We start from the raw sequence: 24,664 nt of genomic DNA, 5'->3' as shown, positions 1-24,664 counted from the left end.
CGGTCCTTTCCGATGCCTTACGAATCACGTTCAACAGTCCCCGTCAGCCGCAGCGCGAGCGCCGGGCAGGCCAGTACTGCGCGGCGCGCGTTCGCCTGCTCACCACGGGTGATCTCGCGGTCCCGGAGTACCGGGAAACCCCATTCGTCGAGCCAGACGTCGTCGGGCAGGAGGGTCCCGCAGAGGCCATGGCCGTCGCAGCGGGTCCAGTCGATCTCGAGCTTCTTCACCAGGTACCTCCGGGTACTGGCAGCACACCCAGTACTGCGCGGCCGCAGCCGCCGGCGAGGTGCTGACGGATGTCGTCGTCGAAGGCCTCGAGTGCCGAGGCCAGGAACCGGGCCGACCCGTCCGGGTGAGCACAGGCACCACGACCCGGTACCAGCCCCAGGTGCCGTTGGGCGTCGTGCCAGCCGGCCGGGTCTCCGGCGACCAGCCTGCCGAAATCGTCGACCAGGGCGGCCAGCCCGAAGACGCAGGGGCCGCATTGGCCTGCGGACTGGCTCGCCAGCCACTGGGCGACTCGGTAGACCTCGCCAATCGGGCAGGTGTCGGTGCCGAGCGCCAGGACGATGCCTGCGCCGCCCGTCGTCTCGGGGCGGCTCAGGTCGGTTGGTAGCCACTTGCCGTGGTACCCGCCGACCAGTACTGGACCTGGGGAGGCGCCGGCGAAACGTAGTACGGCCTCTAGCGGGGTCCCGGTCGGAGTCTCGACGACGCCTGGTCGCTCTACCGCGCCGTCGATCGTCAGGAGCTGGGTGCCGGGCTCACTGATCAGCCCAGTGCTGCTGAACTCATGGGCACCGAGCCGGGCGAGTACTGCGAGCTGGGCGAAGGTCTCGACGTTGGAGAGGAAGGTCGGGCGACGGTTGTAGCCCTTCCTCGTCGGCAGCACCTTCCGTCCAGGCGGGACCGGTTGGCCTCCCTGCAGGACACTCAACACAGCCCGGGCCTCACCAGCGACGAAACGGCCGGGCGTATCGGCCACCTGCACCTCTACGCCGTCCTGCCGCTCTAGTAGCGCAGCCCTCACCGATGCGGCCGCTGCCGCATCGTGCACGGCTACTAGAACCAGTGGCGCCTTCAGTGCGCGTGCCAGACCGGTGGCGCCATCCAGTACGAGGTGGGGCGCCATGCTGAGAAGCAGGCGGTCCTTGCGGCTCACTGGCTCGCTCTCGGAGCCGTTGACGACTACTGCCTCGATACCTCTCGCTGGGAGATCGGCCAGCTTCAATGCGACTGGGAAGGCGGCTCCCCCTCGGCCTCTTAGACCTACAGCGGTCGCCAGGTCGGCGTAGGCCTCCCTGCTGAGTTCCGGGAGTGGACCGTGCACCTGGAGGTGCTGTTGAAGGCCGATGCGACCGCCGGCCAGGCCGGCGAGCAGCCTGGGCTGTCCGATGGAGCGCAGGGGCGTAGGGGTCTCTTGCAGGATCGTCATGAGGTCCTCACCAGCCGAACGGTCGTCCTGCTCCGGAGGCGTACGGCGACGGATGCACCGACGGCCGCCAAGCAGGTGAGAGTGATTGCGAGCATCCACGGCGTACTGCGGTCCGTGCCGGCCAGGAGGCTGTGGCCGACAGCCAGGAGCCATCCGATCGACGCTGCGACGTGGATCGAGCGCCAGCGCTTGGTGAAGGCTTCGGATCGGGCAAGCCGTCCCCTGGCTGCCCCGACGAGTGCGGCGAGCACCAGGCTGTAGAAGGCGAGCACTCCGACCACCATGGCGAACGGCCGATAGCCAGAGCCGAACGGCCAGACGAGAACGGACACACTGATGTCCACGAAGGCGTCGGCGATCACTGCGACCACATGCGCGAGCAGGAGCAGCAGGCCGGTCACAGCGGCCGAGCGATGGACGTACTGCAGCCAGAACCGTTGCTCCGGCCTTTTAGTCCCTGAGCCCAATGCGCCGAGGGAGGCGGCCAGGGTGAAGAAGATGAGGGCCATCACGCCAGCGGCGCGGGCCAGGTACCACAGCGTCATCAGGCGGCCCTGCTAGCGGAGGGCCAGCCCGAGAGCTCGGTGACCTCACCATCACCGGCTATGAGTCGTGCCGGGTGTCCGGCCAGGGTCAGGCGCCCCAGTGCTGCTTCGCCGGTGGCTACCAGGGCAGTGCTGAAGGTGTTGGCCCGTACTGCGGTTGGCGCCCAGACGGATGCTGTACGCCAGCGGCCGTCGGCGGGCCGGCCGGTCCGCGGGTCGATGACGTGGTGAGCATGGCCAGTGGGGGTCAGCCAGCTCCTCGCAGTACGGGTGGAGGTGGTCAGGCCGCCGTGGGCGAGGGTTACCGCGACGCCTTCTTCGCCTTCGCGTTCTGCTACTCGGATGACCCAGGGCTCGGCCGGCGTACCGGCTGCACGGAGGTCTCCGCCGATCTCGACCAGTACTGCGCATCCGTGGCGCTTGCTGAGGACCAGGGCTGCCCGGTCCGCGGTCCAGGCCTTCGCTGTGGCCCCCAGGTCCAGAGAGGTGCCCTCGGGGATGCCGACCATGGCGACCTTGCGGTTCAGCGTGACCTGCTTCCAGCCGGGTGCGGGGGCGGCGAGGCCGGTGGCCTTGGGAAGGCGAGTGCGGACGACCTCGATGTCGCTGTCGTAGCCCGCGGCCACCACTGCGGCTCCAACGGTCGGATCGACAGCACCGCCGCTGTTGGAGGCTGCGACGAGGCTTACGTCGACCAGGTCAACCAGTAGGCGAGAGACGGGGACCATGGAGCCGGCGCGGGTGTTGACCGCGGACAGCTCGGAGTCGGGTCTGAAGCGGCTGGCGGCTTTGTCCACCCGATCCATCAGCGCCTTGAGAGCACCCGTGGCCGCACCGAGTACTACGGGATCGTCGACGGTCAGGCGGACGGTGCAGCTCCACGCCTGCCAGGTACGGGAGGCGGTCACGAGCCGTTGCTCCCGCCTTGGGTGGGAGCGTTCTGCTGAGCCGACCCGAGGCCGCTGCTGCCGGAACTGCCGCCAGAGCCATCGTCGGAGCTGCTGCCCGAGCTGCTGCCGCTGTCGGAGCTGTTCGAGTCGTCGGAGCTGGAGGCCTGGGTGCCGCTCGGGTTGTCGGACTGGCGGGCGCTGACGATGCCGACCGCCAGCCCCGTCCCGGTGACTCCGAGGACGACGGTGGCGATGGCGGCCGCTGCGGAGCGGCGCAGCCAACGGGTGCGGGCTGAGTGGGGGTCGATCGGTGTGGTGACCATGCCCTCAGCCTCCCGGCGGGGGCCTCAGGCGCACGCCAAGGGAACCTCAAGCCGGAGTCAAGTTCTCCTGAGACTCACCTGAGAGCACCTCTCAGCAGAAGCCCCGCACCTCCGGCGGGCAGTCCGTGTGCTGGTGCTTCTCCACCGCGTCGATCACGTCTTCCGCGGCCGCGCCCATCGCGACCACCCGCTCCTTGCCGAGCACGTCGATGAAGAACTCGCGGACCCGGCCGGCATGCACCGGCGCGCAGGCCTTGATCGCGGCCATCCCCTCGTCGGTCAGCACGATCTCCGGGTACCTGGCCTCACAGGCCTCCTTGCGGATCAGCCCGCGCTTCTCCATCCGGGTCAGGTGATGCGACATCCGGCTCTTCTCCCACTGGGTCGCCTCACCCAGCTCGTACGCCCGCATCCGGCCGGTCTCGGACTCGGACAGGTTGACCAGGATCTCGAAGTCGGACTCGGACAGGCCGAACTCCCGCTGCAGGTGCCGGGCCAGGTGCGTCTCCAGCGTCTTGCGCATCAGCAGATAGCTGCGCCAGGCCTTCTGCTCGTCGTCGTCGAGCCACGGTTCGTTCGCCACATCGACCATCGTACCCGATGGGGTTGACACATCAACCAAGCGCGCTATGCTCGGTTCAGGTTGACGCATCAACCCACATCTTCGAGGGAGATTTTCGATGACAGACAAGAAGCTCATCGCCGTGGTCGGAGCTACCGGTTCGCAGGGCGGCGGGCTGGTCCAGGCGATCCTGGCCGACCCCGAGCAGCGGTTCGCAGTACGGGCCTTGACCCGGAACGCGCAGTCGGAGAAGTCGAAGGCCCTGGTGGCCGCCGGCGCCGAGGTGGTCGAGGCCGACCTCGACGACGAGGCCAGCCTGCGGAAGGCGTTCGACGGCGCGCACGGCGCCTTCGTCGTGACGAACTACTGGGTCGAGCGGACGCCGGCCGAAGAGGCCGCCCGGACGCGTGCCGAGATGGAGCTCGAGCAGGCCGACAAGGCTGCCCGCGCCGCCAAGGACGCGGGCGTCGAGCACGTGATCTGGTCGACGCTGGAGGACACCCGCGACCACTTCGGCGAGACCGACCGGGTGCCGAGCCTCGACGACGGCAAGTACAAGGTGCCGCACTTCGACGCCAAGGGCGAGGCCAACGAGCTGTTCACCAAGTACGGCGTACCGACCACGTTCCTGCAGACCACCTTCTACTTCGAGGCGATCAAACAAGGCATGGGCCCGGTCCGCGGCGAGGACGGCAAACTCGTCCTCACCCTCCCGATGGCCGACCAGCCCCTGTCCGGCATCGCCGCAGAAGACATCGGCAAAACCGCCCTGGGCATCTTCAAGCGCGGCACCGAATTCATCGGCCGAACCGTCAGCATCGCCGGCGACCACCTCACCGGCACCGAGTACGCCGCCGCCCTCAGCAAGACCCTCGGCGAAGAAGTCACCTACCAGCCCCACACCTGGGACGACTTCCGCACCTTCGCCTTCCCGATGGCCGTCGAGTTCGCCAACATGTTCCAGTACTACGCCGAAGACTCCGCCCGCTTCACCGGCACCCGCGACCTCAACCTCGTCCGCGAACTCAACCCCGACCTCCAGTCCTTCGAAACCTGGCTCAACCTGCACGCCGACGAGGTCAAATCAACCGTCAATTGATCCCATGATTGTCCGGGATCGCAGCGCTCATCGCGGGAGGCGTTCCTACTGATCGGACCGATAGACTGAAGAAAGATCCCATCTATCGTCAGCTCCGAGGGAGTCCGCCATGACTCGAATGCCGCAGATGTCTGATCCGGGATTGCTGCGGACGGTTGTTGGGTCGGGCGGGCGGACGGAGCTGACGGACGGACCGGCCAAGGATCGATGGCTGCTGAACACGCGCTACCTACGGAGTCTCAGCGTCGACAACCTGCTGCGGCCGTACCGTGCGGAGGCCGGCTTATGGAGCTACTCCGGGTCGTGGGGTACGACGATCGGCGCGGCAGCCACCGCCGGGCCGGAGGACTGGCATTGGGGCTGGGAGTCGATCACGTGCGAGCTGCGTGGCCACATCCTCGGACATTGGCTGTCCGCGGCGGCTCGGATCGGCCACCAGGACCCTGAGGTGGCCGCTCGAGCATCCACGATCGTCGCCGAGCTTGCTGCGTGCCAGCGCGCCAACGGCGGCCGATGGGCTGCGTCCATCCCACCGGCGTACTTCGAACGGCTGATGGCGGGCAAGCCGGTGTGGGCACCGCAGTACGTCGTCCACAAAACGCTGATGGGATTGCTCGATCAGTACCGTATCGCCGGCAACGAAGAGGCCCTCAGCGTGGTGTCGGCCTTCGCCGGATGGTTCCACGACTGGAGTGGAAAGCTGTCGCGAGAGCAGCTGGACGACGTACTCGACCAGGAGACGGGTGGGATGCTCGAGGTCTGGGCGGACCTCCTCGCGTTCACCGGCGACCAGCGCGCCGCCGATCTCGTCGACCGGTACGACCGTCCGCGGTTCTTCGAGCCGCTGCTCGCCGGCGTCGATGTGCTGACCAACAAGCACGCGAACACTCAGATCGCAGAGATCTTGGGCGCCGCGCGGGCGTGGGAGGTCACCGGCGTGCAACGCTGGCGCGACATCGTCGAAGCCTTCTGGGACGCCGCGGTGGAGACGCGTGGAACCTACTGCACGAGCGGCAGCAGCTGCGGCGAGGTTTGGCAGCCGCCCGGTGAACAGTCCGCGCGTCTCCATGCGGTGCAGGAGCATTGCCTTGTCTACAACCTGATGCGGCTCGCCGCCGTCATGTTCCGCTGGACCGGCGACCACCGTTACGCCGACTACTGGGAACGCAACCTGGTCAACGGCATCTGGGCGCAGCAGCACCCCGATACCGGCATGCCGGCGTACTTCCTGCCCTTGGCAGCCGGAAGCCGCAAGCAGTGGGGCCGGCCGACCGAGGACTTCTGGTGCTGCCACGGAACGTTGCTCCAGGCACACGCCTCGATCGACGAGGCCGCGCTGTACGTCGACGGCACCGGGATCTCGATCAGCCAGTACCTGAACTCGGTCACGACCTGGCCGGATCTGTTCGACGGAAGTGTGCGACTCACCATCGCCGCCGACCCCGAGGAAGGTGTCGTCCTCGGGCAACGACAAACCCTCCACGGTGCCGCTGGAATCCAGGAACTGCTGTCACGGCCGCTACCGCCGCGGCGGCCGAACCACCGCGTCTACGTTGTCGACGTCGACTGCGATCGGCCGTCGAGGTTCGAGCTCAGGCTTCGGGTTCCGTCATGGGCACTCGGGGCACCGATGCTTGAGATCGACGGTAAGCCGGTGCGGGTAGCTGTGGACGACGGCTGGATCGTCACCTCACAGGTCTGGAGCAGCCAGCGTCTTCGGCTGACCGTGCCGTCAGGGCTGAGCACCGTGCCGCTGGCGGATCGACCCGATACGGTCGCGGTGCTCGACGGCCCAGTGGTCCTTGCCGGTCTGACGAGCCAAGAGTCCATCCTGTACGGCGTACCGGACGAGCCTGCGAGTTTCCTCACCCCCGACCAGGAACGACACCACAGTTGGTGGCGGACGGGGACCTACCGAACCATCGGTCAGCCCACAGGCATCCGATTCGTCCCCCTCGCCGAAATCCGCGACGAGCCGTACACCGTCTACTTCCCCCTGCAGCCCCAAAGAGCCACCGATCGGGAGATGCCTTGATGACCGACGTTCGACTGGCGTACGGCGACAGCGGGTTGCGACTGGCAGTAGACCCGGATGCGACGACGATTGTCGAACCCGTGCACACAGCCGCGGCTGCCGACCAGATGAAGGCTCTTCGCGCGGCGCTGCGGGAGCCGGTGGCCGGCCTGCCGCTGCGTGAGCGGGTTCGCCCCGGGCAGTCGGTAGCCATCTCCGCCTGTGACGGTACGCGGCCACAGCCGCGGCAGTTGATGATCCCTGCCATCATCGAGGAGCTGGATGGCATCGTGGCCCCGGCTGACATCGTGGTCCTGGTTGCTACCGGCACCCACCGTGGAAACACCGAGGCTGAACTCCGGCTCATGTTCGGTGATGAGATCGCGGACTCGGTGCGCATCGTGAACCACGACAGCCAGGATTCGTCACAGTTGGTCTGGCGCGGCATGCACGGCAACGGCGTACCGGTGTGGCTGAACCGGGAGTGGACCGAAGCGGACCTCAGGATCACCACCGGTTTCGTCGAGCCGCACTTCTTCGCGGGTTTCTCCGGGGGGCCGAAGTTGGTGGCGCCGGGCCTCGCCGGCCTGGAGACGGTCCTCGTCCTGCACGACGCGTCGAGGATCGGTGACTCGCGGGCGACCTGGGGTGTCACGAAGGGCAACCCGGTTCACGACGACGTCCGAGCCATCGCCGAGGCGACCGGAGTGACGTTCGCCCTGGACGTCGTACTGAATCGGGACAAGGACATCGTCGCGGCGTTCGGCGGTGATCTGCTGCCGATGCACGCGGCCGCGGCGTCCTTCGCGCGCCAGATCGCGATGCGGCCGGTCGACAGACGGTTCGACGTCGTCGTGACCACGAACTCCGGGTTCCCGCTCGACCAGAACCTGTACCAGGCAGTCAAGGGCATGTCGGCCGCCTATCAAGTCGTCCGGCCGGGTGGAACGATCATCTGTGCGGCCGAGTGCCGGGACGGCTTCCCGGACCATGGTCTGTACCGCCAGACGCTCGAGACGGCTCAGTCGCCGCAAGCGCTGCTGGCTGAGATCGCCTCCCGGTCGGTCACCGTTCCCGATCAATGGCAGGTACAGATCCAGGCCAAGATCCAGTCGGCGAACCGAGTCGTCATGCACACCGGGTTCCTGAGCGACGCGGACCTCGCCGCTGTCCAGCTCGAGCAGACGCACGACATCTCGGCAACCGTCGCCGACGCACTCGCGTCCGCCGGCCCGGGCGCGACGATCTGCGTCCTCCCGGAAGGGCCACAAACCATTCCGTACCTGGCAGGAGAGCACTAACCACCTGTATCGGCTGAGCAAAGGTCGATCCGTTGCATCCGTGGCAGCTCGGACGATCTGTTCGGGCCGGAGGGCGACGGCCCGGCGGCACGCCATCGGGGGGTGGCGTTGCTGCCGGGCCGTCAGTCACTCGCGCGGTGTCACTTCGCGTGCAAAGCCCTGCGGCGACGTCCGCGATATATCAGCACGCCGCCGGCAACCATGGCCAGCAGGCCACCGATGGCGCTGTACGTGAGGGCGTTGCCCGCCCCGGTGGAAGCCAGGTCGCCGGACGTTCTGCTCGCGGCCGGCCGGCCGGCGGGTGCGCCGACCTCCGCCTGCGCACGGGTGCTGGACGTGCCGGAGGCGGAGACAACCGACGTGGTGGCGGTCGGTGTGGGCGCGGGTGTCGTGGGGGCCGGCGTCGTGGAGACAACCGGCGTGGAGGCGGGTGTCGTGGGAGGCGTCGGCTTGTCAGCGCCGGCGGTTCCCGACGCGGCCTTCAGCTGAAGAGTCGTGATCGAGTACGGCGGCAGCGTCTGGGCGGCCGCCGTGCCCCGCTTCGCCGTCGTCAGGGCGGTGTCTCCCTGGGCATACGAAACGGTCGTGACCGCCCCTGCGGCCGGGGTGAATCCGGCGTACGAGAGCGACACCGGCGCCGCGTTCTGCGGGCTCTTGTTGATCAGCATGACGTTCAGACCGCCGGTGCTGTTCCGCACCGCGTGCACAGCGACCGACGCGTTGCCCGAGGACGCCTTGACCATGGTGTCGCCGGGCTTCGCCAGTGCGGTCAGCGAGCGGATGCCCCAGTAGATGGGGAAGGGCGTGTCGCGCGCCGGTTCGCACTTCCCCCCGACGCAGGTGCCGGCGGAGAGAATGCCCCCGTCCTGATAGTCGGTCTGGCCGTTGACGGTGGTGGGTGCTTGGTCCGTGCCGTTGTGCAGGTTCCACCAGTCCACGTGGGTGGCACCTTGCTCGAACCAGGTCATGTAGGTGTCCGGAGCAAACAGGGCCGCGGCCTGGCTGGTCTGGGCGGGCGAGCCGACGGCGCCGTTCTCGGTGACCGCGATCTCCACCGAAGCGGCGCGCGAGCCCGCGTACTTGGCGATCAGCGAGCGCAGCTCGGACCTGACACCGGCGATCCGGGAGGGGGTCTTCAGCAGGTCGTCCGTGGTGGTGCCGCCCGGATACCAGTGGACGATGACGAAGTCGATCGAGCTTCCCGCGATGGAGAGCACCGTGTTGTTCCAGTCGGCGCTGTCACCCGGAGCCTTCTCCTTGTCCGGCCAGCCGCCGGGGGTGGTGAGCACCGCTCCGATCTTCACCTTCGGGTCCACCGCCTTCATCGCCTTCGCGTAGGCGACCAGGTTCTTCGCGTACTCCTTCGGGCTCTTGTCGGCGTGCGTGTCATTCTCCCAGCCCTTGCCGTCGCCGTAATACCCGTTGCCGTAGACCTCGTTGCCGATCTCCCAGTACTTCACGCCGTACCCTTTGTCGACGTTGGCGTACTTGACCCAGTCGGCGGCCTCCTGGGGGGTGCCGGAACCGTAGTTCGCGGTCAGGATCGGCTGGGCGCCGACCCTCTTCGCGGTGGCCATGAAGTGGTCGAAGTCGGTGTTGGCGGGGATCCAGCCGCTGCCGTCGCCGTAGGTGTGGGTCTTCCAGTGGTAGTCGTCCGCGCCGGAGCCGCCGGGATAGCGCAGCTGCCGAACTCCCGCGGCCTTCATCAGCGATGACACCGTGGCAGTCCCCATGTGGTCGTCGCCGTAGCCCGTGTTGAGGCCGACACCACTGCTGGGCACCGTGCCCAAGGAGGTACCGGCATCCACACTGATGCCGACGGTCGGCGCCGCGCCCGCGCTGGGCGCCTGGGCGCCGACGCCGGCCGAGGCGGCGAGCACCGCCACCGTCCCCACGACAAATTGCCGGAGCATCCGGCGACGGCGGGGCGTGCGAGTCCGAGGCATCGGCTGCTCGGCGGATCTCGGGTCGTCTGGTGACACGTAGTGCTCCGATCGGGTATTGGCACAGAGGGCGTAGCGCCGCTGACCACGGCTCGCCCTCGTCGGTACGACCCCTAGTTGCCACCCAGAGCAGAAAGGTTGCCGCCGGACTGCTGGGGACCTTCAGCTCTTCTCGCGGTCCGCCTTTCGGGGTGTGCTGGTAGCAGCGATCCGAGTGGAGGGGCCCATGGACACCGACCGGCAGTACCCTCCACCGCCCGACCGTTCGCACAAATACCGGCGGCTCTCCGTCATCGCCACCATCGCTGCCGCGACCGCGCTGGCGCTGGTGATCGGCGTCGTCGTGGCGACCACCCTCGACGACCACCAGGTGAGCACCCCATCGCCGACGGCAACCGTCACGACGGCGATCGGCGCCACGCCGTCCGCCCGGCCGACGACCGCTCCCAGCACCACCCCGACTCCATCGCCCACACCATCGCCGACTCCATCGCCGACGGCCACGCCGAGCAGGCGGACCTTCCGTTACCAGGCGCTGTGGCCGTTCGGTTCGGAGCAGGACGCGGCCGTCTGGCAGCGGGCCCATCGCACCCGCGGCCACCAGCCGTGGCATCTCGACGCGGCGCAGACGGCTTTGTCCTTCACCACCGGCTTCCTGGGCTTCGAAGAGGTGAACACCGTCGTCTCCCACACCGTCCGGGGTGACGACGCCACTGTCTCGGTCGGCTATCGCACCGGCACCACGACACCTTCCGTCGCCGCCGTCGTCCATCTGCGCCGGATCGGCCAGGGCGACGACGCTCCCTGGGAGGTGGTCGGAACCCGCGACTCCACCCTCACGCTCGACCACCCCGCCTACGGCAGCGCGGCTGCTTCTCCGCTGAAGGTCGGTGGCCGGATCACCGGGGTGGACGAGGCGATCCGCGTGGAGGTCCGGCAGCACTCATCGGCGGCGGTGCTCGGCTCGTATTGCTGTGTACCAGGCGGAGGCGAGCGCACCCCCTGGTCGGCATCCGTGCGGTACGGCGGCGCCGGCGGCGGCGTACTCGTCATCGTCGCCTCGACCGGCGGCCACTACCAGGCGGTCGAGCAGTTCGCCATCACGGCCATCCGTCCACGAGGAATCTGACGCCCCAGCAGGACTCTACGGTCCGGCACTGCAGACGAGGCCGGCCGGCTCCGGCGGCTGAAAGTCGCTCTTGTTCGGGTCTGAACGTTCTTGCGTACCTCTGATCGACGGATAGACGCCACCAGGTTCCGGGTCGATATTCCTGAACATGTGAAGCAGTAGATCCTCGAGCGCCCAGAAGAGGTCAGAACATGAACGAAAGACCGCCCCGATCCCGCACCACGGCCCTACGCCGATCGCTGCTCCTCCTGGTGGTGAGCACTCTCGCGATGGGTGGCCTGTTCGCCACCTCGGCGCCGGCCAACGCCGCGACCAACCAGTTCCACGGTATGAACTGGGCCGTCCTTGGTGACAACTTCAGCAAAGGCCCGCTCGTCATCTCCGGCCTCAGTCAGACCGACAGCAACGCGACCGTGCGGGCCAAGGCCAATGCCGTGTACGACGACATGGCCGCGATCGGCGTCAACGCCGTCCGGCTACCGATCAACACGCATACCGTCGGCACGGCCTGGTGGGAGGCCTACCGGGGCGCCGTCGACGCGGCGACCGCGCGCGGCTTCAAGGTCATCCTCACCTACTGGGAGGACGGCGCCGCTTCGGGCGGCAAGGTGACGGACTACGCCGCCTGGAACACGATGTGGTCGCGAGTGACCAGCACCTACGGTTCCAACGCCAATGTCTACTTCGAGCCGATGAACGAGCCGCACGGCTACAGCTCGACCGAATGGCGAAACGTCGCCGCCGAGTGGCTCAGGTACCACTACTCGGCCGTGCCCAGCCGGGTGCTCATCGGCGGTACCGGCTTCAGCCAGGACTTGCGCGACATCTGCAACGACAGCCGCTTCAACGGCACACTGATGTCCTTCCACACCTACACCTTCTTCGCCGGCGCGATGACGTACGACGGTTGGCGCAGCTACATCCAGACCCGGCTGGGTAACTGCGCCTCCCGCGCGGTGATGACCGAGTACGGCGCGCCGATGTCCAACGGCCTCAACTACTCCAACGCGTCCAGCACCGACAACTACGTCCGCTACCTTCGGGCCGCCACCCAGGTCATGCGGGACAACCAGATGGGCGGCACCTACTGGCCCGCGATCGGTGGCAAGCGCACCGACGGCGGTGGCTTCGACTGGTATTCGATGTTCTCCCAGAGTGGCAGTGGCACCAGCATCGATCTGGCTGTCCGCAACTCCTCCGGTCGTGACCGCGTCAGGTACGGCTGGGGCTTGTAGCCAGAGCCGACCAGGACATCAGCTCAAGGGCAGGTCGGCGAGAGCCGGCCTACCCTTGCTGTCGCTAAGATCATACGTATGGTGAAAGACTCGATCGGCGCCGCGCAGTTGATGCCGCGCCGGCTGCCCGTTGGCCGGCTCGGGGTCTCGGTCGTCGCCGAGCTCGTGGATCTGATCGTGACGGGCCGGTTGAAGGAGGGCGATCTACTGCCTCCGGAAGGGCCGCTGAGCGAGCACTTCGGCGTGAGCCGGACGGTGTTGCGCGAGTCGGTGAAGCGCCTCGAGGAGAAGGGCCTGGTGACCGTCTCGCAAGGTCGGGGTACGCAGGTTCGGGCGCCGGGGTACTGGAACATGCTGGACCCGGTGGTGCTGTCGGCCCTGATCGACAACGACGAAAGCCTCGGCGTCCTCGACGAGTTGACGATCGTGCGTGCGAGCCTGGAGTCGGCGATGGCGGGGGCAGCGGCCGGTTCGCACACCGCCGACGAGCTCAGGCGGCTGGAGAACGCGTTGACGGCCATGCGGGAGAGCGAGTCGGAGACGGACTCGTTCCGGCAGGCGGATGTGATCTTCCACTACGCGGTGATGGAGATCTCCGGCAACCGGTTGGCGGAGAACATCGCCAAGCAGATCTACAAACGAGCCGTGGAGTCCAGCCGGTACCAGGGCATCAACCCGCCCGACGCGGTGGCGCTCACCCTCAAGGAGCACGAGGCGATCGTCAAAGCCATCGCGCGCAACGACGTAGCCGCGGCCGAGAAGGCGATGCTTGCGCACATTCACGTGGCGTGGGAGCGCCGCCGGCCGTCAGACCATGCTCCCCGGCCGCGCAGCCGGAAACGGGGTCAGAAGAGGCAGTAGACCTCGGCGGCATTGTCACCGAACACCCGACGGCGTTCCGCTTCGGACAACCCGGCGAACAGGCTGTCCACAGCAGACCTCCAGGCGGCCGCTCCCCCGCCGAGTTCGGCCAGCGGCCAATCGGAGCCGTACAGCAGGCGATCGGGCCCGAACGCTTCGAGGGCGATCGTCACCCGGTCGGCCAGATCCTCGGCCCGCCAAGAGCCCGGAGCCAGGCCGGACACGAGACCCGAGACCTTCGCAACGACGTTCGGGCGACGAGCCAGTTCTCGCAAGCCCGCGGCCCACTCGCTCGCGTCCTCCGCAGGGCCCGGCGGACCGCCCAGGTGGTCGAGCACGAAGCGCAGTCCCTCGTGCCGACCACTCACGAGCGCCGCCTGCGGAAGTTGCCAGTCGCGGACCACGAGGTCGAAACAAAGACCAGCACGATCGAGTGCGCCGAGGCCGCGAGCAACTTCCTCCCGCAGCATCCACTCGGGATCCGGATCGATGTGCACCAAATGCCGCACCCCCACGACGGGAACGGTTGCGTTCCGGCGGATCCGGTCGAGCTGGGGACCGACCTCCGCGGTCAGGTCGACCCATCCGACCAGGCCCGCGACCACCGACGGATCCAGTTGGCCGAGCCGGACGCTCTCCGCCAGGCTGTTGCTCGCCTGGACGACGACCGCACGCTCAAGTCCGGTCGAGGCGAGCATGGCACTCAGGTCTGCCGTGCCGAAGTCCCGGGCGATCGGCGCCATGGTCTGCGGATCGATCCAGTCCTGCGGGTCCAGAGCCCGGTCCCACAGGTGCACATGAGCATCGATCACCCGAGGTGCCACACTTCGTCGATGGGTTGCCACAGTGCGCCGGGAGTCCGTTCCTCGGCGATCCTCAGCTGGCACGGATCGGTGTGCGTCCACCACTCCTGCGAGATCGGGTCGTCCGCGATCCGTTGCATATCCGCGTCGTGATCCTCGCCGACGTACTCGTAGTACGCGAACAAGATGTCGCCGAAGACGAAGATGCTGTAGTTGCGAATGTTGCACTCGACAAGCTTCTGCTCGACGCCCGGCCAGACCGCGCTGTGCAGCGTCAGGTATTCCTCGCGCTTCTCGGGACGCACACCCACGACGAACGCCCGGCGCTCCGGCTCGCGCGTCACGAGACCGGCCCCAGCGGTACTGCGGGAACGTCGATCACGTCCGGTTCGGCGACCAACCGCAAAGCGGCGCGCTCGGGCCGGATGTGCGGTCCTGTCGATGCGGGAGCGGCTGCTGTGGGGTTGCCCGCCGACAGCTGCGCCTCGTCCACCAGAATGCCGATGCCTGGACGGTCGCCCAAGATGATCCCTCCGTCGTCGAACTGCTGGTCGACATCGAGGCCGACCGGGAAATGGAGATCCTGGACCTCGTAGGTCAGGAGATTCGGTACGGCGGCGGCCGCGTGCGCGATCGGGTTCGCGTTGTACGCGACCGGGCTGACCGGCAGGTCGTGGCCATGGGCAAGCGTCGCGACCCGGAGGAAGTGGGTTATCCCCCACACGTTGCCCACCTGGACCACATCGAGCGCCCGGGCATCGAGCAGCGGGCGATACTGCTCCAGCCCGGTCAGGTTCTCTCCGCTCGCGATCGCTGCCCGGACCTTTCCGCGCAGGGCGGCCATCCCGGCCGCATCCCATCTGCGCAACGGCTCCTCCACCCAGGTCAGATCGACGCGCTCCTCGATGGCAGCGACGTACCGGGCTGCCTGGGCCTGGTTCCACGTCTCGTTCGCGTCGAACATGAGCGCCGGCCGGCGGGAGTTACGGCTGAGCACCTCCCGGACGATCTCCAGCCGGGGCAGGTCCCGGTCCAGATCGCGGCCGCCCTTGAGCTTGCCGGCTTTGAACCCGCGGTCGGCGAACCGGCCGTACAGCTCGGCCAGTTCCTCATCGGTCAGGCCGTACTCGAGCCCGGACGCGTAGCCGGGGACGAAGCGTTCGCGCCCACCGAGCAGCCGCCACAGCGGCTCCCCCGCCGCCTTGGCCTTGAGGTCCCACAGGGCGATGTCGATCGCTCCGATCGTGCCGAAGACGGGTCCGGCATGACCGGTCTTGAACACCCAGTCGAGCATCCGGTCGTACAGGGCGACGACCGATCGCGGGTCCTCGCCCTCGACCGCGGGGAAGACGCGCGCGATGTCCGCGTGCGGGCCGAGGCCGACTCCTTCGATGCCGGCATCCGTCTCGATGATGAGGACCGGGACCGGGGTCGTGTTGCCGCTCTGTACGCCGTTGACGTCGCCGGTGATCCTCCCCCAGTCGTGAACCGTGCTCAGACTGCGGTATCCGGTGATCTTCATCTGTGGTTCTCCTTGAGAGCCGGGGTGGTCATTCCTTGGTTCCTCCCGCCGTCATTCCCGAGACCAGGAACCGTTGGGAGAAAAGGAAGACGATCAGTACCGGCAGGATCGAGACGATCGTCGCGAGCGCCAATGTCGGCAGCTGGATGGAGTCTGATCCCGCCGAGCTCGGGTTGAACGCCGGCGTCGCGGCCAGCAGCGAGGTGAGGCCGACCTGGATCGGGTAGCCGTCGCTGGAGGGCAGCATCACGAACGGCAGGAAGAAGTTGTTCCAGTTCTGTACGAAGCTGAAGAAGGCGACCAGAGCGACGATCGGCGCGGCCAGCGGAAGCGCCACCCGGGTGAAGACCTGGAACTCGGTGCAACCGTCGATCCGGGCCGCGGCGAGCAGGTCACGCGGAATACTCGTCGAGAAGTAGATGTAGGTGAGGTACACGCCGAAAGGAAAGAACGACATCGGCAGGATCACCGACAGCGGACTCCCGATCAGGCCGACGCTGTTCAGCTCCAGGAAGATCGGCAGCACCAGCGCCGTGTTGGGGATGAGCATGACCACCAGGGTCAGCACCAGAAGCGCCCTGCGGAGCTTGAACTCGGTGAGTGCGAGCGCGTATCCGGCGGGGATGCCCACGATGAGCGTGATCACCAGCGCGCCCAGCGCATAGACGGCGGAGTTGCCGATCCAGGTCGTGACCGCGCCGTCGGAGAAGGCGAACAGCTGGTGCCAGTTGGCGACGAGGTCGTGCCATGACCCGATGGAGAAGGGGTTCGAGACGGTCAGCGCCTTGGCGGACTTGGTGACGGCGAGCAGCAGCCAGACGACCGGTACGGCGAAGAAGAAGACGCAGAGAGTCAGCACGACGCCCGCGACGGACCGGCCGCTCCATCCTCGGAGGTTCGCCAGGCGGTGTTCGACGGAAGGACTCGACATCCTCATTCCCTCTCGAAAAGGCCGCCGCGGGTGACGAACACCCACGAGAGCAGCAACGCGACGACCAGCAGGATCAAGGAGATGGCAGCCGCGCCGTTGAAGTCGTTCTGCTGGAACGCGTACTGGTAGGCGAGCTGGTTCAGCGAGTAGTCGTTCGGGACCACCGCGTTGCTGGCCTGGCTGAGCAATTGTGGTTCGACGAACAGCTGGGTGCCGGCCGCCAGCGACATGACTCCCATGTACGCGATCCACTTGCGCAGCAGCGGAAGCTGGATCCGGAGCGCGATCTGGACCCGCCCGGCACCATCGACCTGGGCCGCCTCGATCACCTCCGTGCTGATGTTGTTCAGAGCGCCGTACATGATCACGATCCACCCGCCGGCACCGGTCCAGAACGCGATGATCGCGAAGATCGCCGGCAGGTGCCCGGGCTGGATGACCGCTACGAAACTGTCGAACCCGAACGCCCGGAGCAGACCGCTGACCGGGCTGGCGGTGGGATCGAGAACGAACAGCCAGAGCAGCACACTGGACGCGCCGGCCAGAGCACCGGGGAGGTAGTACACGAAACGCAGCGCCGTACTTGCCCAGCGCAACCGGATGGCGTGCACGAGCAACGCCAGGCCGACCACGAGGACGACGAGCATGACGAGCCAGATGACGAGGTAGACGGCCACGTGGAGCACGGCCGGCCAGAACCGGAAGTCCCCGACGACCTTCGTGAAGTTGCCGAGACCGGCGAATCCGCCGTCGCCGTTGGTGAACGCCAGCAGGACCGCGTACAACGAAGGAACGACTCCGAAGGCGACAGCGAGCAGTGCGTAGAGCGAGACGAAGACGTAGCCGATCCGCGTGCTACCGGGTGCCCGGCCGTTACCAGGCGCTGGTCGCCGGCGCTCCGGGGCGCCGGCGATCAGCGGGTCGCTCGGTGCGGCGATGGTCATTCAGCTCACCGAGTATCCGTCGACCTTGGCCTGATTCTCGATCGCCTGCTGCCAGGTCGGCAGGAGGTCGACGATCGACTTGCCACCGGTGATCCCGGTCGTCATCGTCTTCGCCCAGATCGCTTCCTGGCTGAAGATTCCGTAGCCCCAGCCGTCCCATACCTGCGAGGCGGCGGTGACGACCGGTTCCAGCGAAGTGGCGAAGTACTTGCTGGACTCCTGCTTCGCGACCCACTTCTCAGCTGCCGGCGCATAGGCCGGGTATCCCGGTGCGACGTTGACCTGGTAGTCGTCGGCAGTGGTGACGAACTCGGCGAACTTCTCAGCAGCCGCGAGGTTCTTGGAATGGCTGGAGATGAACCACGTTCCGCCACCCACGTTGCCGGTGACCGGCTTGTCGTCGCCCTTCCACGGCAGCGGCGCGGCGATGCCCAGCTGGCCCGCGGGCACGTTCAGGGACTGCGGGTTGTTGAAGATCGCTCCGGCGTACCAGGCGGGGCCGGGCATCATCAGCACTTTGCCGGAGTACTTCTTCACGAACTCCGGGGTGAAGACGCTCACGACGGGGACGGTTCCGTTCCCGCGGAGCGTGTCGAGCATCGTCGCCGCCCGCTTGCACTCGGTCGTGTCGGTCTTGACCGTGACCGCCTTGGGACCGGTGACGTCGTTGGCCTGGCACTTGCTGGCCCACAGGAAGACCTCCGGCGTCCACGCGTCACCGGCGGTACCGATGATGTAGCCGGGATGCTGCTTGGCCACCTTCTCCCCGAGTGCCTGGTACTCCTCCCAGGTGGTCGGGACGGCGTAGCCGAGCTGGTCCATCAGCTTCTTGTTGTACCAGAGCACCGCCTGCGCGAGGTCGTTGCGGAGGCAGTACACCTTGCCATCCACGGTGCACGGGTTGAGCGAGCCTGCAGTGAATTTCGCGAGCGTGTCACCAGGAACCAGACCTTTGTCCAGCACGGCCGCGAAAGCCTGCTTGCCCGCACTCTGCTGACTGGCCCAGGCCGCGTCGTTGTTCTGGGTCGAGAACACGACGTCGGGCCAGCCGCTGCCGGCCCGGTCGAACAGCTGCATCTTCGTGCGGAACGAGTTGGACCCGTTCGCCGACCCGTCATAGGCGACAACCTGGATCTTGGTGTCCGGATTGGCCTTCTGGAACGCCTTCGCGGCGGCCTGACGGTCGGCGTCCACCCAGACCGTGATCGTCGACGTGGCGTCCTGCTTGGCTTCGGGGAAGCCGCGGGGGCCGTCCTCCGCCTTGGTGTTGCTACCGCATCCGGCCAGGACGAGGAACGCGGTGGCGGCGCAGAGCCCGGCCACGGCCAACCTACGGCGGGATCGAACCGCCGTGTTGATTCCGATCATCAGATGTCCTTGTCTTCGACTCCGGTGACAAACGCGGAGTGCAATTTGGATCGTGACTATAGAGCATACGTATGACGTTTCACCATGCCTGAGAACGGCGAAATCCGGAGTGCGTCAGCGGCCGAGCCATCCGCCGTCGACCGGGAGAACGGTGCCGGAGACATAGCCGGCCGCATCCGACGCCAGGAAGACGGCAGCGCCGGCGATATCGGGCGCCACACCCCATCGCCCTGCCGGTATCCGCTCGAGGATGGCCCGGGAGCGATCGGGGTCGTCCTGAAGAGCTTGGGTGTTGTCGGTCGCGATGTAGCCAGGAGCGATCCCGTTCACCGTCACGCCGCGGCCCGCCCACTCGTTGGACAACGCGCGGACGAGTCCGGCCGTACCGGACTTCGCGGCGGCATAGCCCGGCACATTGATGCCGCCCTGGAACGACAGCAGGGAGGCCGTGAAGACGATTCGGCCGTACCCGCCCCGCAGCATCCGCCGCCCCAGGATCTGGCTGAGCACGAACGTGCTGGTGAGATCGACCTCCAGCACCTCGTCGAACCAGGCGAGCGGATGCTCGGCCGCGGGCGCACGGCGGATCGTTCCGGCATTGTTGACCAGGATGTCCACCGGACGGTCGGCGGCCGCCAGCACTTCGCCGAACTCGACCACCGCTGCCCGGTCGGCGAAGTCCACCCGATGGCCGGAGAACTCACGGCCGTGCTTGCGCACGCGATCCCCGATCTCCGACGACGAGGGGTCGAGAGTGGCCGACACCCCGACGACGTCGGCACCGGCGGCAGCCAGCGCCTCGGCGACGGCGAAACCGATCCCACGCTTGGCTCCCGTCACCACGGCGAGGCGTCCGGTCAGATCGAACGGGTTCATCACGCGTTCAGCTCGACGAGGAGCTTCATCGCCTGCCCTGCTTCGAGGACGCCGAAAGCCGACTGAACCTCGGCCAGCGGCACGACGCCGGTCACCAGCTTCTCCACCGGTATCGCGCCCTCGGCAACGAGTTCGGCCGCGCGCTCGAAGTCCCGTCGCTGATAGACCCGTGCGCCGAGGATCCTGAGCTCTCTCCAGAACACGCGGTGGAGGTCCATCGGGCGCGGTTGGGGATGGATGGCCACTACGACGAGTGTCCCGCGGACCTTGATCAGCTCGGTGGAACTGCGAACTGCGGCAGCGGATCCCGAGACCTCGAACACGACATCCGCGCCCGCGCCCGCAGTCCACTCCGCCACCCAGGCGGTCTGGTCGACGGACGAGGGATCCAGTGTCGCGAGCCCCAGGCCGGCGGCGGCCGCCCTGCGGGCAGGGTCGATCTCCGCGATCACGACGTCCGCGCCGAACGCGACAGCGACGGTCGCGATCAGTACGCCGATAGGTCCCGCGCCGATGACGACAGCCTTGTCACCGTTCCCGAGCTCCGACCGACGGACGTCGTGAACCGCCACTGCCACCGGCTCGATGAGCGCGGCGTCTCGCAGTGATACCCCGGCCGGCAGCCTCACCAGGGTTGACGCCGGGACGTTCCAGTACTGCTGCAGAGCCCCCGGGCTGTCGATACCGATGAAGTCCAGGTGCTGACAGATGTGTTCGTTTCCGGCGCGGCAGGCCGGACACGTCCCGTCCCACCCGAGCGGCATCACGGTCACCGGGTCGCCGATGGACCAGCCCTCGACGCCGGGTCCCAGGTCGGCGACGGTGCCCGACATCTCGTGCCCGATGGTCGCCGGCTTGCTGACCCGAGCGTCCATGTCGCCGTGGAACACGTGCAGATCGGTACCGCAAATGCCGACATAGGCCACGGCGACCCGGACCTCTCCCGGACGGAGATCGGCAGGTTCACGCTCCTCGACCACCATCGTCCGGTCACCTACATAGCTCACCGCCAGCATCGCTCCCACTTCCTTCTCGTTCGGTTTTCGCAGCGTAACCCAGAATCGGCGGAAACATAATACGTATGTTGAACGGCGGTACAGTCGCGGTCATGGACAACCTTCGAAGCGCATCCACCCAGCCACTGCCGACCAGGCGCCTCCGCACCGGCCAGCACCTCACCGAACTGGGGCTCGGCGCCGCCCAGTTCGGCAATCTGTTCACGGCAACCACGGACGAGCGATCGACGCGCGCCGTCACGGCCGCGCTCGACGCGGGGATCCGGTACTTCGACACCGCACCGCACTACGGCCTGGGCCTTTCCGAACACCGGCTCGGGCAAGCCCTGGCCGGCGCCGCCGCCGACGTCCTCATCTCGTCGAAGGTCGGGCGCCTGCTGGTGGAGAGCCCGGAGACGGCCGATCGGACCGACGACGACGGATTCGTCGTTCCCGCGACCCGGCGGCGGGTCTGGGACTTCAGTCGGGACGGGATCCTCCGATCCGTGGAGCAGTCACTCGCGCGGCTCGGTACGGACCGAATCGATATCGCCTACCTGCACGATCCGGACGACCACTGGGAGGCAGCCTCGACCACCGGGATCGCAACCCTGGTTGAGCTTCGGGAGCAAGGCGTGGTCGGTGCGATCGGCGCGGGCATGAACCAGTCGGCGATGCTGTCCGAGTTCGTCGAGCGGACGGACGTCGATGTCGTCATGGTCGCCGGCCGGCTCACCCTCCTCGACCAGTCAGCCCTTCGCGACCTGTTACCCGTCGCGACCGAGCGCGGCATCGGAGTGGTCGCCGCGGCGGTCTACAACTCCGGCCTGCTCAGCACGTCGACCGTCGACGGCTCGGCGCGCTACGACTACGGACGGGCGCCGAGACCTGTCGTCGAACGGGCCACCGCCCTCGCCGAGGTGTGCGAGCGGCACGGTGTCAGCCTTCCCGCGGCCGCCCTCCAGTACCCCTTGCGTCATCCCACGGTGGTGTCGGTGGTCACCGGAATGCGCACCGAGGAGCACGCGCAGAGCACGGCAGACCGGTACCGCGAGGACATCCCGGAATCGCTGTGGGAGGAGCTGCACGCGAGCGGCCTCGCGCCGGATCCCGCCCGGCCGAGCTAGGCACATTCAGAGCACCCGAGCTCTTGTCGCAAACATCATACGTATGTTAACTCTGTCTCGGATACCTCCGACAGGAAGCGATCGAACATGACGTTGACGTCTGAATCACGACGCTCGATGACCAGGCCAAGAAAGCGCAGCTCCGTCCTCGCACTCCTCGGCACCGGAGCGGTCATCGCGTCAGCGGGGCTCAGTCCGCTGACTGCGCAGGCCGCGCCGGCGACGGTCTACTACGCAGCGCCGGACGGCAAGGACTCCGGTCACTGCAGTCAGTCCAAGCCCTGCTCCCTCGAACGAGCTCAGAAGGTGGTCCGGCCGGCCGCGAAGCACGGCGACGTGACCGTGAAACTTGCCGACGGCAACTACCGGCTCGCCAGCTCGCTCCGGTTCAGGGCCGAGGACGGCGGCGGCGACCACACCATCCGCTGGACCGCCGCGCCCGGCGCTCACCCGGTCATCACGGGCGCGTCGAAGGTCGGCGGCTGGTCCAAGTCCGGCGCGGGGCCCGGGATCTGGGTAGCGGACACCCCGACCGGTCTCGACACCCGACAGCTGTACGTGAACGGCGTGATCGCTCCGCGCGCGGCCATCCGGGTCGCCAACGCGGACGTCACCCCCACGGCGACCGGTCTCACCATCAACAACCCTGCCCTGAGCTATCTCGCGACGCTTCCGGACCAGCGCCGGATCGAGTTCGAGTCGCTGGGCGACTTCACCAACCGGTACTCGCCGGTGCAGAGCATCAGCGCGACCGAGATCACGATGGCGCAGCCGGCCTGGGACAACAACACCTGGGGCTGGGACACGGTCCAGCGATCCTTCCTGGCGGGGCCGAGCTGGTACCTCGACAACTCGCTGAGCTTCCTCACCCAGGTCGGTCAGTGGTACATCGACCCGACCGGCGGCAAGCTCTACTACAAGCCGGCCGACGGCGTCGACCCGAACCAGCTCAACATCGAGCTGCCCCGGCTGCAGTCCCTGATCAGCATCGGTGGCACCTACGACGAGCCGGTCACCGGGCTCGCCTTCGACGGCATCCAGTTCTCCGGGACGTCGTGGCTCGGCCCGTCCGTCGACGGCTATGCCGACCAGCAGAACGGGCTCTTCCTCAAGGGCGCCTACGACTATCGGCCCGCCGACGCGTTCACGAGCTGCTCCCGCGGCTGTGAGATGTTCGAGCGAGCGCGCACTTCGTGGTACCAGGAACCGGCCGCGGTACAGGTATCGGCCGCCAGCCGCATCTCGTTCACGGGAAACACCTTCACCAACCTCGGGCAGTCCGCGCTGGGGATCGGGAACGACGCGAACGCCACCGTGTCCGGGGTCGGGCTCGGCGCCGGCGACATCGATGTGGTCGGCAACCGGTTCGTCGAGAACAGCGGACACGGCGTCGCGGTCGGCGGAGTACTGCCCGACGCGCACCACCCGAGCGACCCGCGGATGGCCAATCACGACATCCTGATCGAGAACAACACGATCAACCGGGTGGCCGTGGACTACAAGGACAACAGCGGCATCCTCAGCACCTACGTCACCAACGCCAGGATCCTGCACAACGAGGTCTCCAACGTCCCGTACGACGGCATCGACACCGGCTACGGCTGGGGCATCAACGACGCCGGCGGCTCGAACGACTACGTCGACCGGGGCTACTACAACTGGAACCCGCTCTACTCGACACCGACCACCCTCAAGGACAACCGCGTCGAGGGCAACCTCGTGCACAACACGAAGGCACGCTTCGCCGACGGCGGATCGGTCTACAACCTCTCCGCCAGCCCCGGCACCGTGGTCGACAAGAACTACCTGTTCAACATCTCGGGGGTAGGCCTGTACCTCGACGAGGGATCGCGCTCGATGACGTACGAGAACAACGTGGTCCAGGGCGGTTCGTTCGTCTTCACCAACGCCGGCAGCCTCCGGAACAACACCAGCGACAACGTCATCCAGAACAATTGGTACAACTCCGGTGGAGTCTCCGCACCCAACGCCGCCGCGCACAACAACAAGCTGATCAACAACCTCAAGATCAGCGGTGCCAACTGGCCGGCCGGCGCGCGTGACGTGATCTGCGCCGCGGGTGTCGCAGCTCAGTACCGGACGTCGCTGAACGCGAACCAGTTCGGCTTCAGCGGCTGCCCGGTCGCCGCGCCCGTCGCCGCCGGTTTCTCCACCGCCGGGACCTCGGCAGTCAGCTCGTACTTCGGCCAGAGCGGCGGAGCCTTCGGGATCGCGGCCGCCGGGGCCGACGTCTGGGGCGCCGGCGGTCAGCACGACGACCAGTTCGGCGCGATCTACCGGGCCGGCGCGCTCGGGCAGCAGACAAGCGTTTCCGCCCGGGTCGTCTCTATCAACGACGCCAACGTCTGGGCCAAATCCGGAGTCATGGTTCGCAACGACATGACCAAGGCGGGGGTCTCGGCCGGCTATGCCGTCGTCGCGGCCACCGCCCGCAACGGTGTCGTGTTCGAGTGGGACGCCAACGGCGACGGCTACCTGGACACCGACGCACGGGCGACCGTCGACAGCTATCGCCCGGTCTGGGTCAAGCTCACCCGATCCGGAACCTCGTTCGCTGCCTCGTACTCCTACGACGGCCGGAACTACGTCCCGATCGGCGCGCCGGTGACACTGACCTCGGCCGCGGCACGGCAGGACGCAGGAATCTTCTCCACCTCACACGACGTCACTCAGTCGGCGACAAACCAGTTCGACTCCGTCAGGTTCGCCGGCTGAGTCACGACTGCCACCGGCGATC

General features: G+C 67.4%; 23 protein-coding genes. 8 read left to right on the top strand and 15 right to left on the bottom strand.

Annotated elements, in window-relative coordinates; genetic code table 11:
• Positions 1-17: 17 nt before the first annotated feature.
• From OHA70_RS21135 to OHA70_RS21110, 6 genes are all read right to left on the bottom strand, one after another.
• Positions 18-230 (bottom strand): ferredoxin, encoded by a 213-nt coding sequence (locus tag OHA70_RS21135; protein WP_328320204.1) that lies wholly within the window; start codon positions 228-230, stop codon positions 18-20.
• The gene (locus OHA70_RS21130; RefSeq protein ID WP_328320202.1) at positions 227-1,438 is read right to left on the bottom strand and encodes an NADH-ubiquinone oxidoreductase-F iron-sulfur binding region domain-containing protein; all 1,212 of its coding nucleotides are present in this window, start codon (positions 1,436-1,438) and stop codon (positions 227-229) included. The genes OHA70_RS21135 and OHA70_RS21130 overlap by 4 nt, the downstream gene beginning before the upstream one ends.
• Positions 1,435-1,983 (bottom strand): hypothetical protein, encoded by a 549-nt coding sequence (locus tag OHA70_RS21125; protein WP_328320200.1) that lies wholly within the window; start codon positions 1,981-1,983, stop codon positions 1,435-1,437. Before OHA70_RS21125 ends, OHA70_RS21130 begins: the two co-directional genes overlap by 4 nt.
• On the bottom strand, positions 1,983-2,891 hold the full coding sequence (locus OHA70_RS21120) for an FAD:protein FMN transferase (protein WP_328320198.1): 909 nt from the start codon (positions 2,889-2,891) through the stop codon (positions 1,983-1,985). Before OHA70_RS21120 ends, OHA70_RS21125 begins: the two co-directional genes overlap by 1 nt.
• Complete coding sequence (locus tag OHA70_RS21115; RefSeq protein WP_328320196.1) at positions 2,888-3,196, bottom strand: hypothetical protein; 309 nt, start codon at positions 3,194-3,196, stop codon at positions 2,888-2,890. The genes OHA70_RS21120 and OHA70_RS21115 overlap by 4 nt, the downstream gene beginning before the upstream one ends.
• Before the next feature lie 91 nt (positions 3,197-3,287).
• A complete protein-coding gene (locus OHA70_RS21110) occupies positions 3,288-3,788 on the bottom strand; it encodes a MarR family winged helix-turn-helix transcriptional regulator (RefSeq protein ID WP_328320194.1) in 501 nt (166 codons plus the stop codon).
• An 88-nt stretch (positions 3,789-3,876) separates the two neighbouring features.
• Between OHA70_RS21110 and OHA70_RS21105 the strand changes: the two genes are divergently transcribed.
• The 3 genes from OHA70_RS21105 (at position 3,877) to larA (ending at position 8,172) form a co-directional block, all read left to right on the top strand.
• Positions 3,877-4,857, top strand: a complete 981-nt coding sequence (locus OHA70_RS21105) for an NmrA/HSCARG family protein (RefSeq protein ID WP_328320192.1) — start codon at positions 3,877-3,879, stop codon at positions 4,855-4,857.
• A gap of 109 nt (positions 4,858-4,966) precedes the next feature.
• Positions 4,967-6,892: a beta-L-arabinofuranosidase domain-containing protein gene (locus OHA70_RS21100; protein WP_328320190.1), complete on the top strand. Its 1,926-nt coding sequence runs from the start codon at positions 4,967-4,969 to the stop codon at positions 6,890-6,892.
• Positions 6,892-8,172 carry a nickel-dependent lactate racemase gene (larA, locus tag OHA70_RS21095; protein ID WP_328320188.1) on the top strand — a complete coding sequence of 427 codons (1,281 nt, stop codon included), beginning with the start codon at positions 6,892-6,894 and terminating at the stop codon, positions 8,170-8,172. The genes OHA70_RS21100 and larA overlap by 1 nt, the downstream gene beginning before the upstream one ends.
• 140 nt (positions 8,173-8,312) lie before the next feature.
• On the opposite strand, the gene OHA70_RS21090 is transcribed toward larA, so the two are convergent.
• Complete coding sequence (locus tag OHA70_RS21090; protein ID WP_328320186.1) at positions 8,313-10,118, bottom strand: LPXTG cell wall anchor domain-containing protein; 1,806 nt, start codon at positions 10,116-10,118, stop codon at positions 8,313-8,315.
• A 223-nt stretch (positions 10,119-10,341) separates the two neighbouring features.
• Between OHA70_RS21090 and OHA70_RS21085 the strand changes: the two genes are divergently transcribed.
• The 3 genes from OHA70_RS21085 to OHA70_RS21075 all read left to right on the top strand — a co-directional run bounded on the left by OHA70_RS21085 (position 10,342) and on the right by OHA70_RS21075 (position 13,340).
• Positions 10,342-11,244: a hypothetical protein gene (locus tag OHA70_RS21085; protein WP_328320184.1), complete on the top strand. Its 903-nt coding sequence runs from the start codon at positions 10,342-10,344 to the stop codon at positions 11,242-11,244.
• 191 nt (positions 11,245-11,435) lie between these two features.
• Positions 11,436-12,479, top strand: coding sequence for a glycoside hydrolase family 5 protein (locus tag OHA70_RS21080; protein WP_328320182.1), 1,044 nt, complete (start codon positions 11,436-11,438; stop codon positions 12,477-12,479).
• Between the two features lie 78 nt (positions 12,480-12,557).
• A complete protein-coding gene (locus OHA70_RS21075; protein WP_328320180.1) occupies positions 12,558-13,340 on the top strand; it encodes a FadR/GntR family transcriptional regulator in 783 nt (260 codons plus the stop codon).
• On the opposite strand, the gene OHA70_RS21070 is transcribed toward OHA70_RS21075, so the two are convergent.
• From OHA70_RS21070 to OHA70_RS21035, 8 genes are all read right to left on the bottom strand, one after another.
• Complete coding sequence (locus OHA70_RS21070) at positions 13,325-14,152, bottom strand: amidohydrolase family protein (RefSeq protein WP_328320178.1); 828 nt, start codon at positions 14,150-14,152, stop codon at positions 13,325-13,327. The genes OHA70_RS21075 and OHA70_RS21070 overlap by 16 nt on opposite strands.
• Positions 14,149-14,487 carry an L-rhamnose mutarotase gene (locus tag OHA70_RS21065; protein WP_328320176.1) on the bottom strand — a complete coding sequence of 113 codons (339 nt, stop codon included), beginning with the start codon at positions 14,485-14,487 and terminating at the stop codon, positions 14,149-14,151. The genes OHA70_RS21070 and OHA70_RS21065 overlap by 4 nt, the downstream gene beginning before the upstream one ends.
• Complete coding sequence (locus OHA70_RS21060) at positions 14,484-15,665, bottom strand: mandelate racemase/muconate lactonizing enzyme family protein (RefSeq protein WP_328320174.1); 1,182 nt, start codon at positions 15,663-15,665, stop codon at positions 14,484-14,486. The genes OHA70_RS21065 and OHA70_RS21060 overlap by 4 nt, the downstream gene beginning before the upstream one ends.
• A gap of 28 nt (positions 15,666-15,693) precedes the next feature.
• Positions 15,694-16,596, bottom strand: coding sequence for a carbohydrate ABC transporter permease (locus OHA70_RS21055; protein ID WP_328320172.1), 903 nt, complete (start codon positions 16,594-16,596; stop codon positions 15,694-15,696).
• 2 nt (positions 16,597-16,598) lie between these two features.
• The gene (locus OHA70_RS21050; protein WP_328320171.1) at positions 16,599-17,540 is read right to left on the bottom strand and encodes a carbohydrate ABC transporter permease; all 942 of its coding nucleotides are present in this window, start codon (positions 17,538-17,540) and stop codon (positions 16,599-16,601) included.
• Positions 17,541-18,908 carry an ABC transporter substrate-binding protein gene (locus OHA70_RS21045; RefSeq protein ID WP_328320169.1) on the bottom strand — a complete coding sequence of 456 codons (1,368 nt, stop codon included), beginning with the start codon at positions 18,906-18,908 and terminating at the stop codon, positions 17,541-17,543. It abuts the gene before it with no gap.
• 114 nt (positions 18,909-19,022) lie between these two features.
• On the bottom strand, positions 19,023-19,784 hold the full coding sequence (locus OHA70_RS21040) for an SDR family oxidoreductase (RefSeq protein WP_328320167.1): 762 nt from the start codon (positions 19,782-19,784) through the stop codon (positions 19,023-19,025).
• Positions 19,784-20,800, bottom strand: coding sequence for a zinc-dependent alcohol dehydrogenase (locus OHA70_RS21035; RefSeq protein ID WP_328335174.1), 1,017 nt, complete (start codon positions 20,798-20,800; stop codon positions 19,784-19,786). The genes OHA70_RS21040 and OHA70_RS21035 overlap by 1 nt, the downstream gene beginning before the upstream one ends.
• Positions 20,801-20,892: 92 nt before the next feature.
• On the opposite strand from OHA70_RS21035, the gene OHA70_RS21030 reads away from it, so the two are divergent.
• Positions 20,893-21,906 carry an aldo/keto reductase gene (locus OHA70_RS21030; protein WP_328320165.1) on the top strand — a complete coding sequence of 338 codons (1,014 nt, stop codon included), beginning with the start codon at positions 20,893-20,895 and terminating at the stop codon, positions 21,904-21,906.
• A gap of 117 nt (positions 21,907-22,023) precedes the next feature.
• Entirely contained in the window at positions 22,024-24,642 is a 2,619-nt protein-coding gene (locus tag OHA70_RS21025; RefSeq protein ID WP_328320163.1) for a right-handed parallel beta-helix repeat-containing protein, read from the top strand.
• The last annotated feature ends 22 nt before the right edge of the window (positions 24,643-24,664 follow it).

It is taken from the genome of Kribbella sp. NBC_00382 (genome assembly GCF_036067295.1).
In the GTDB taxonomy this organism is placed as follows: Bacteria; Actinomycetota; Actinomycetes; order Propionibacteriales; family Kribbellaceae; genus Kribbella.
The sequence above is the reverse complement of the archived record's forward strand: the minus strand, read 5'-3'. Positions and strand labels throughout refer to the sequence as shown.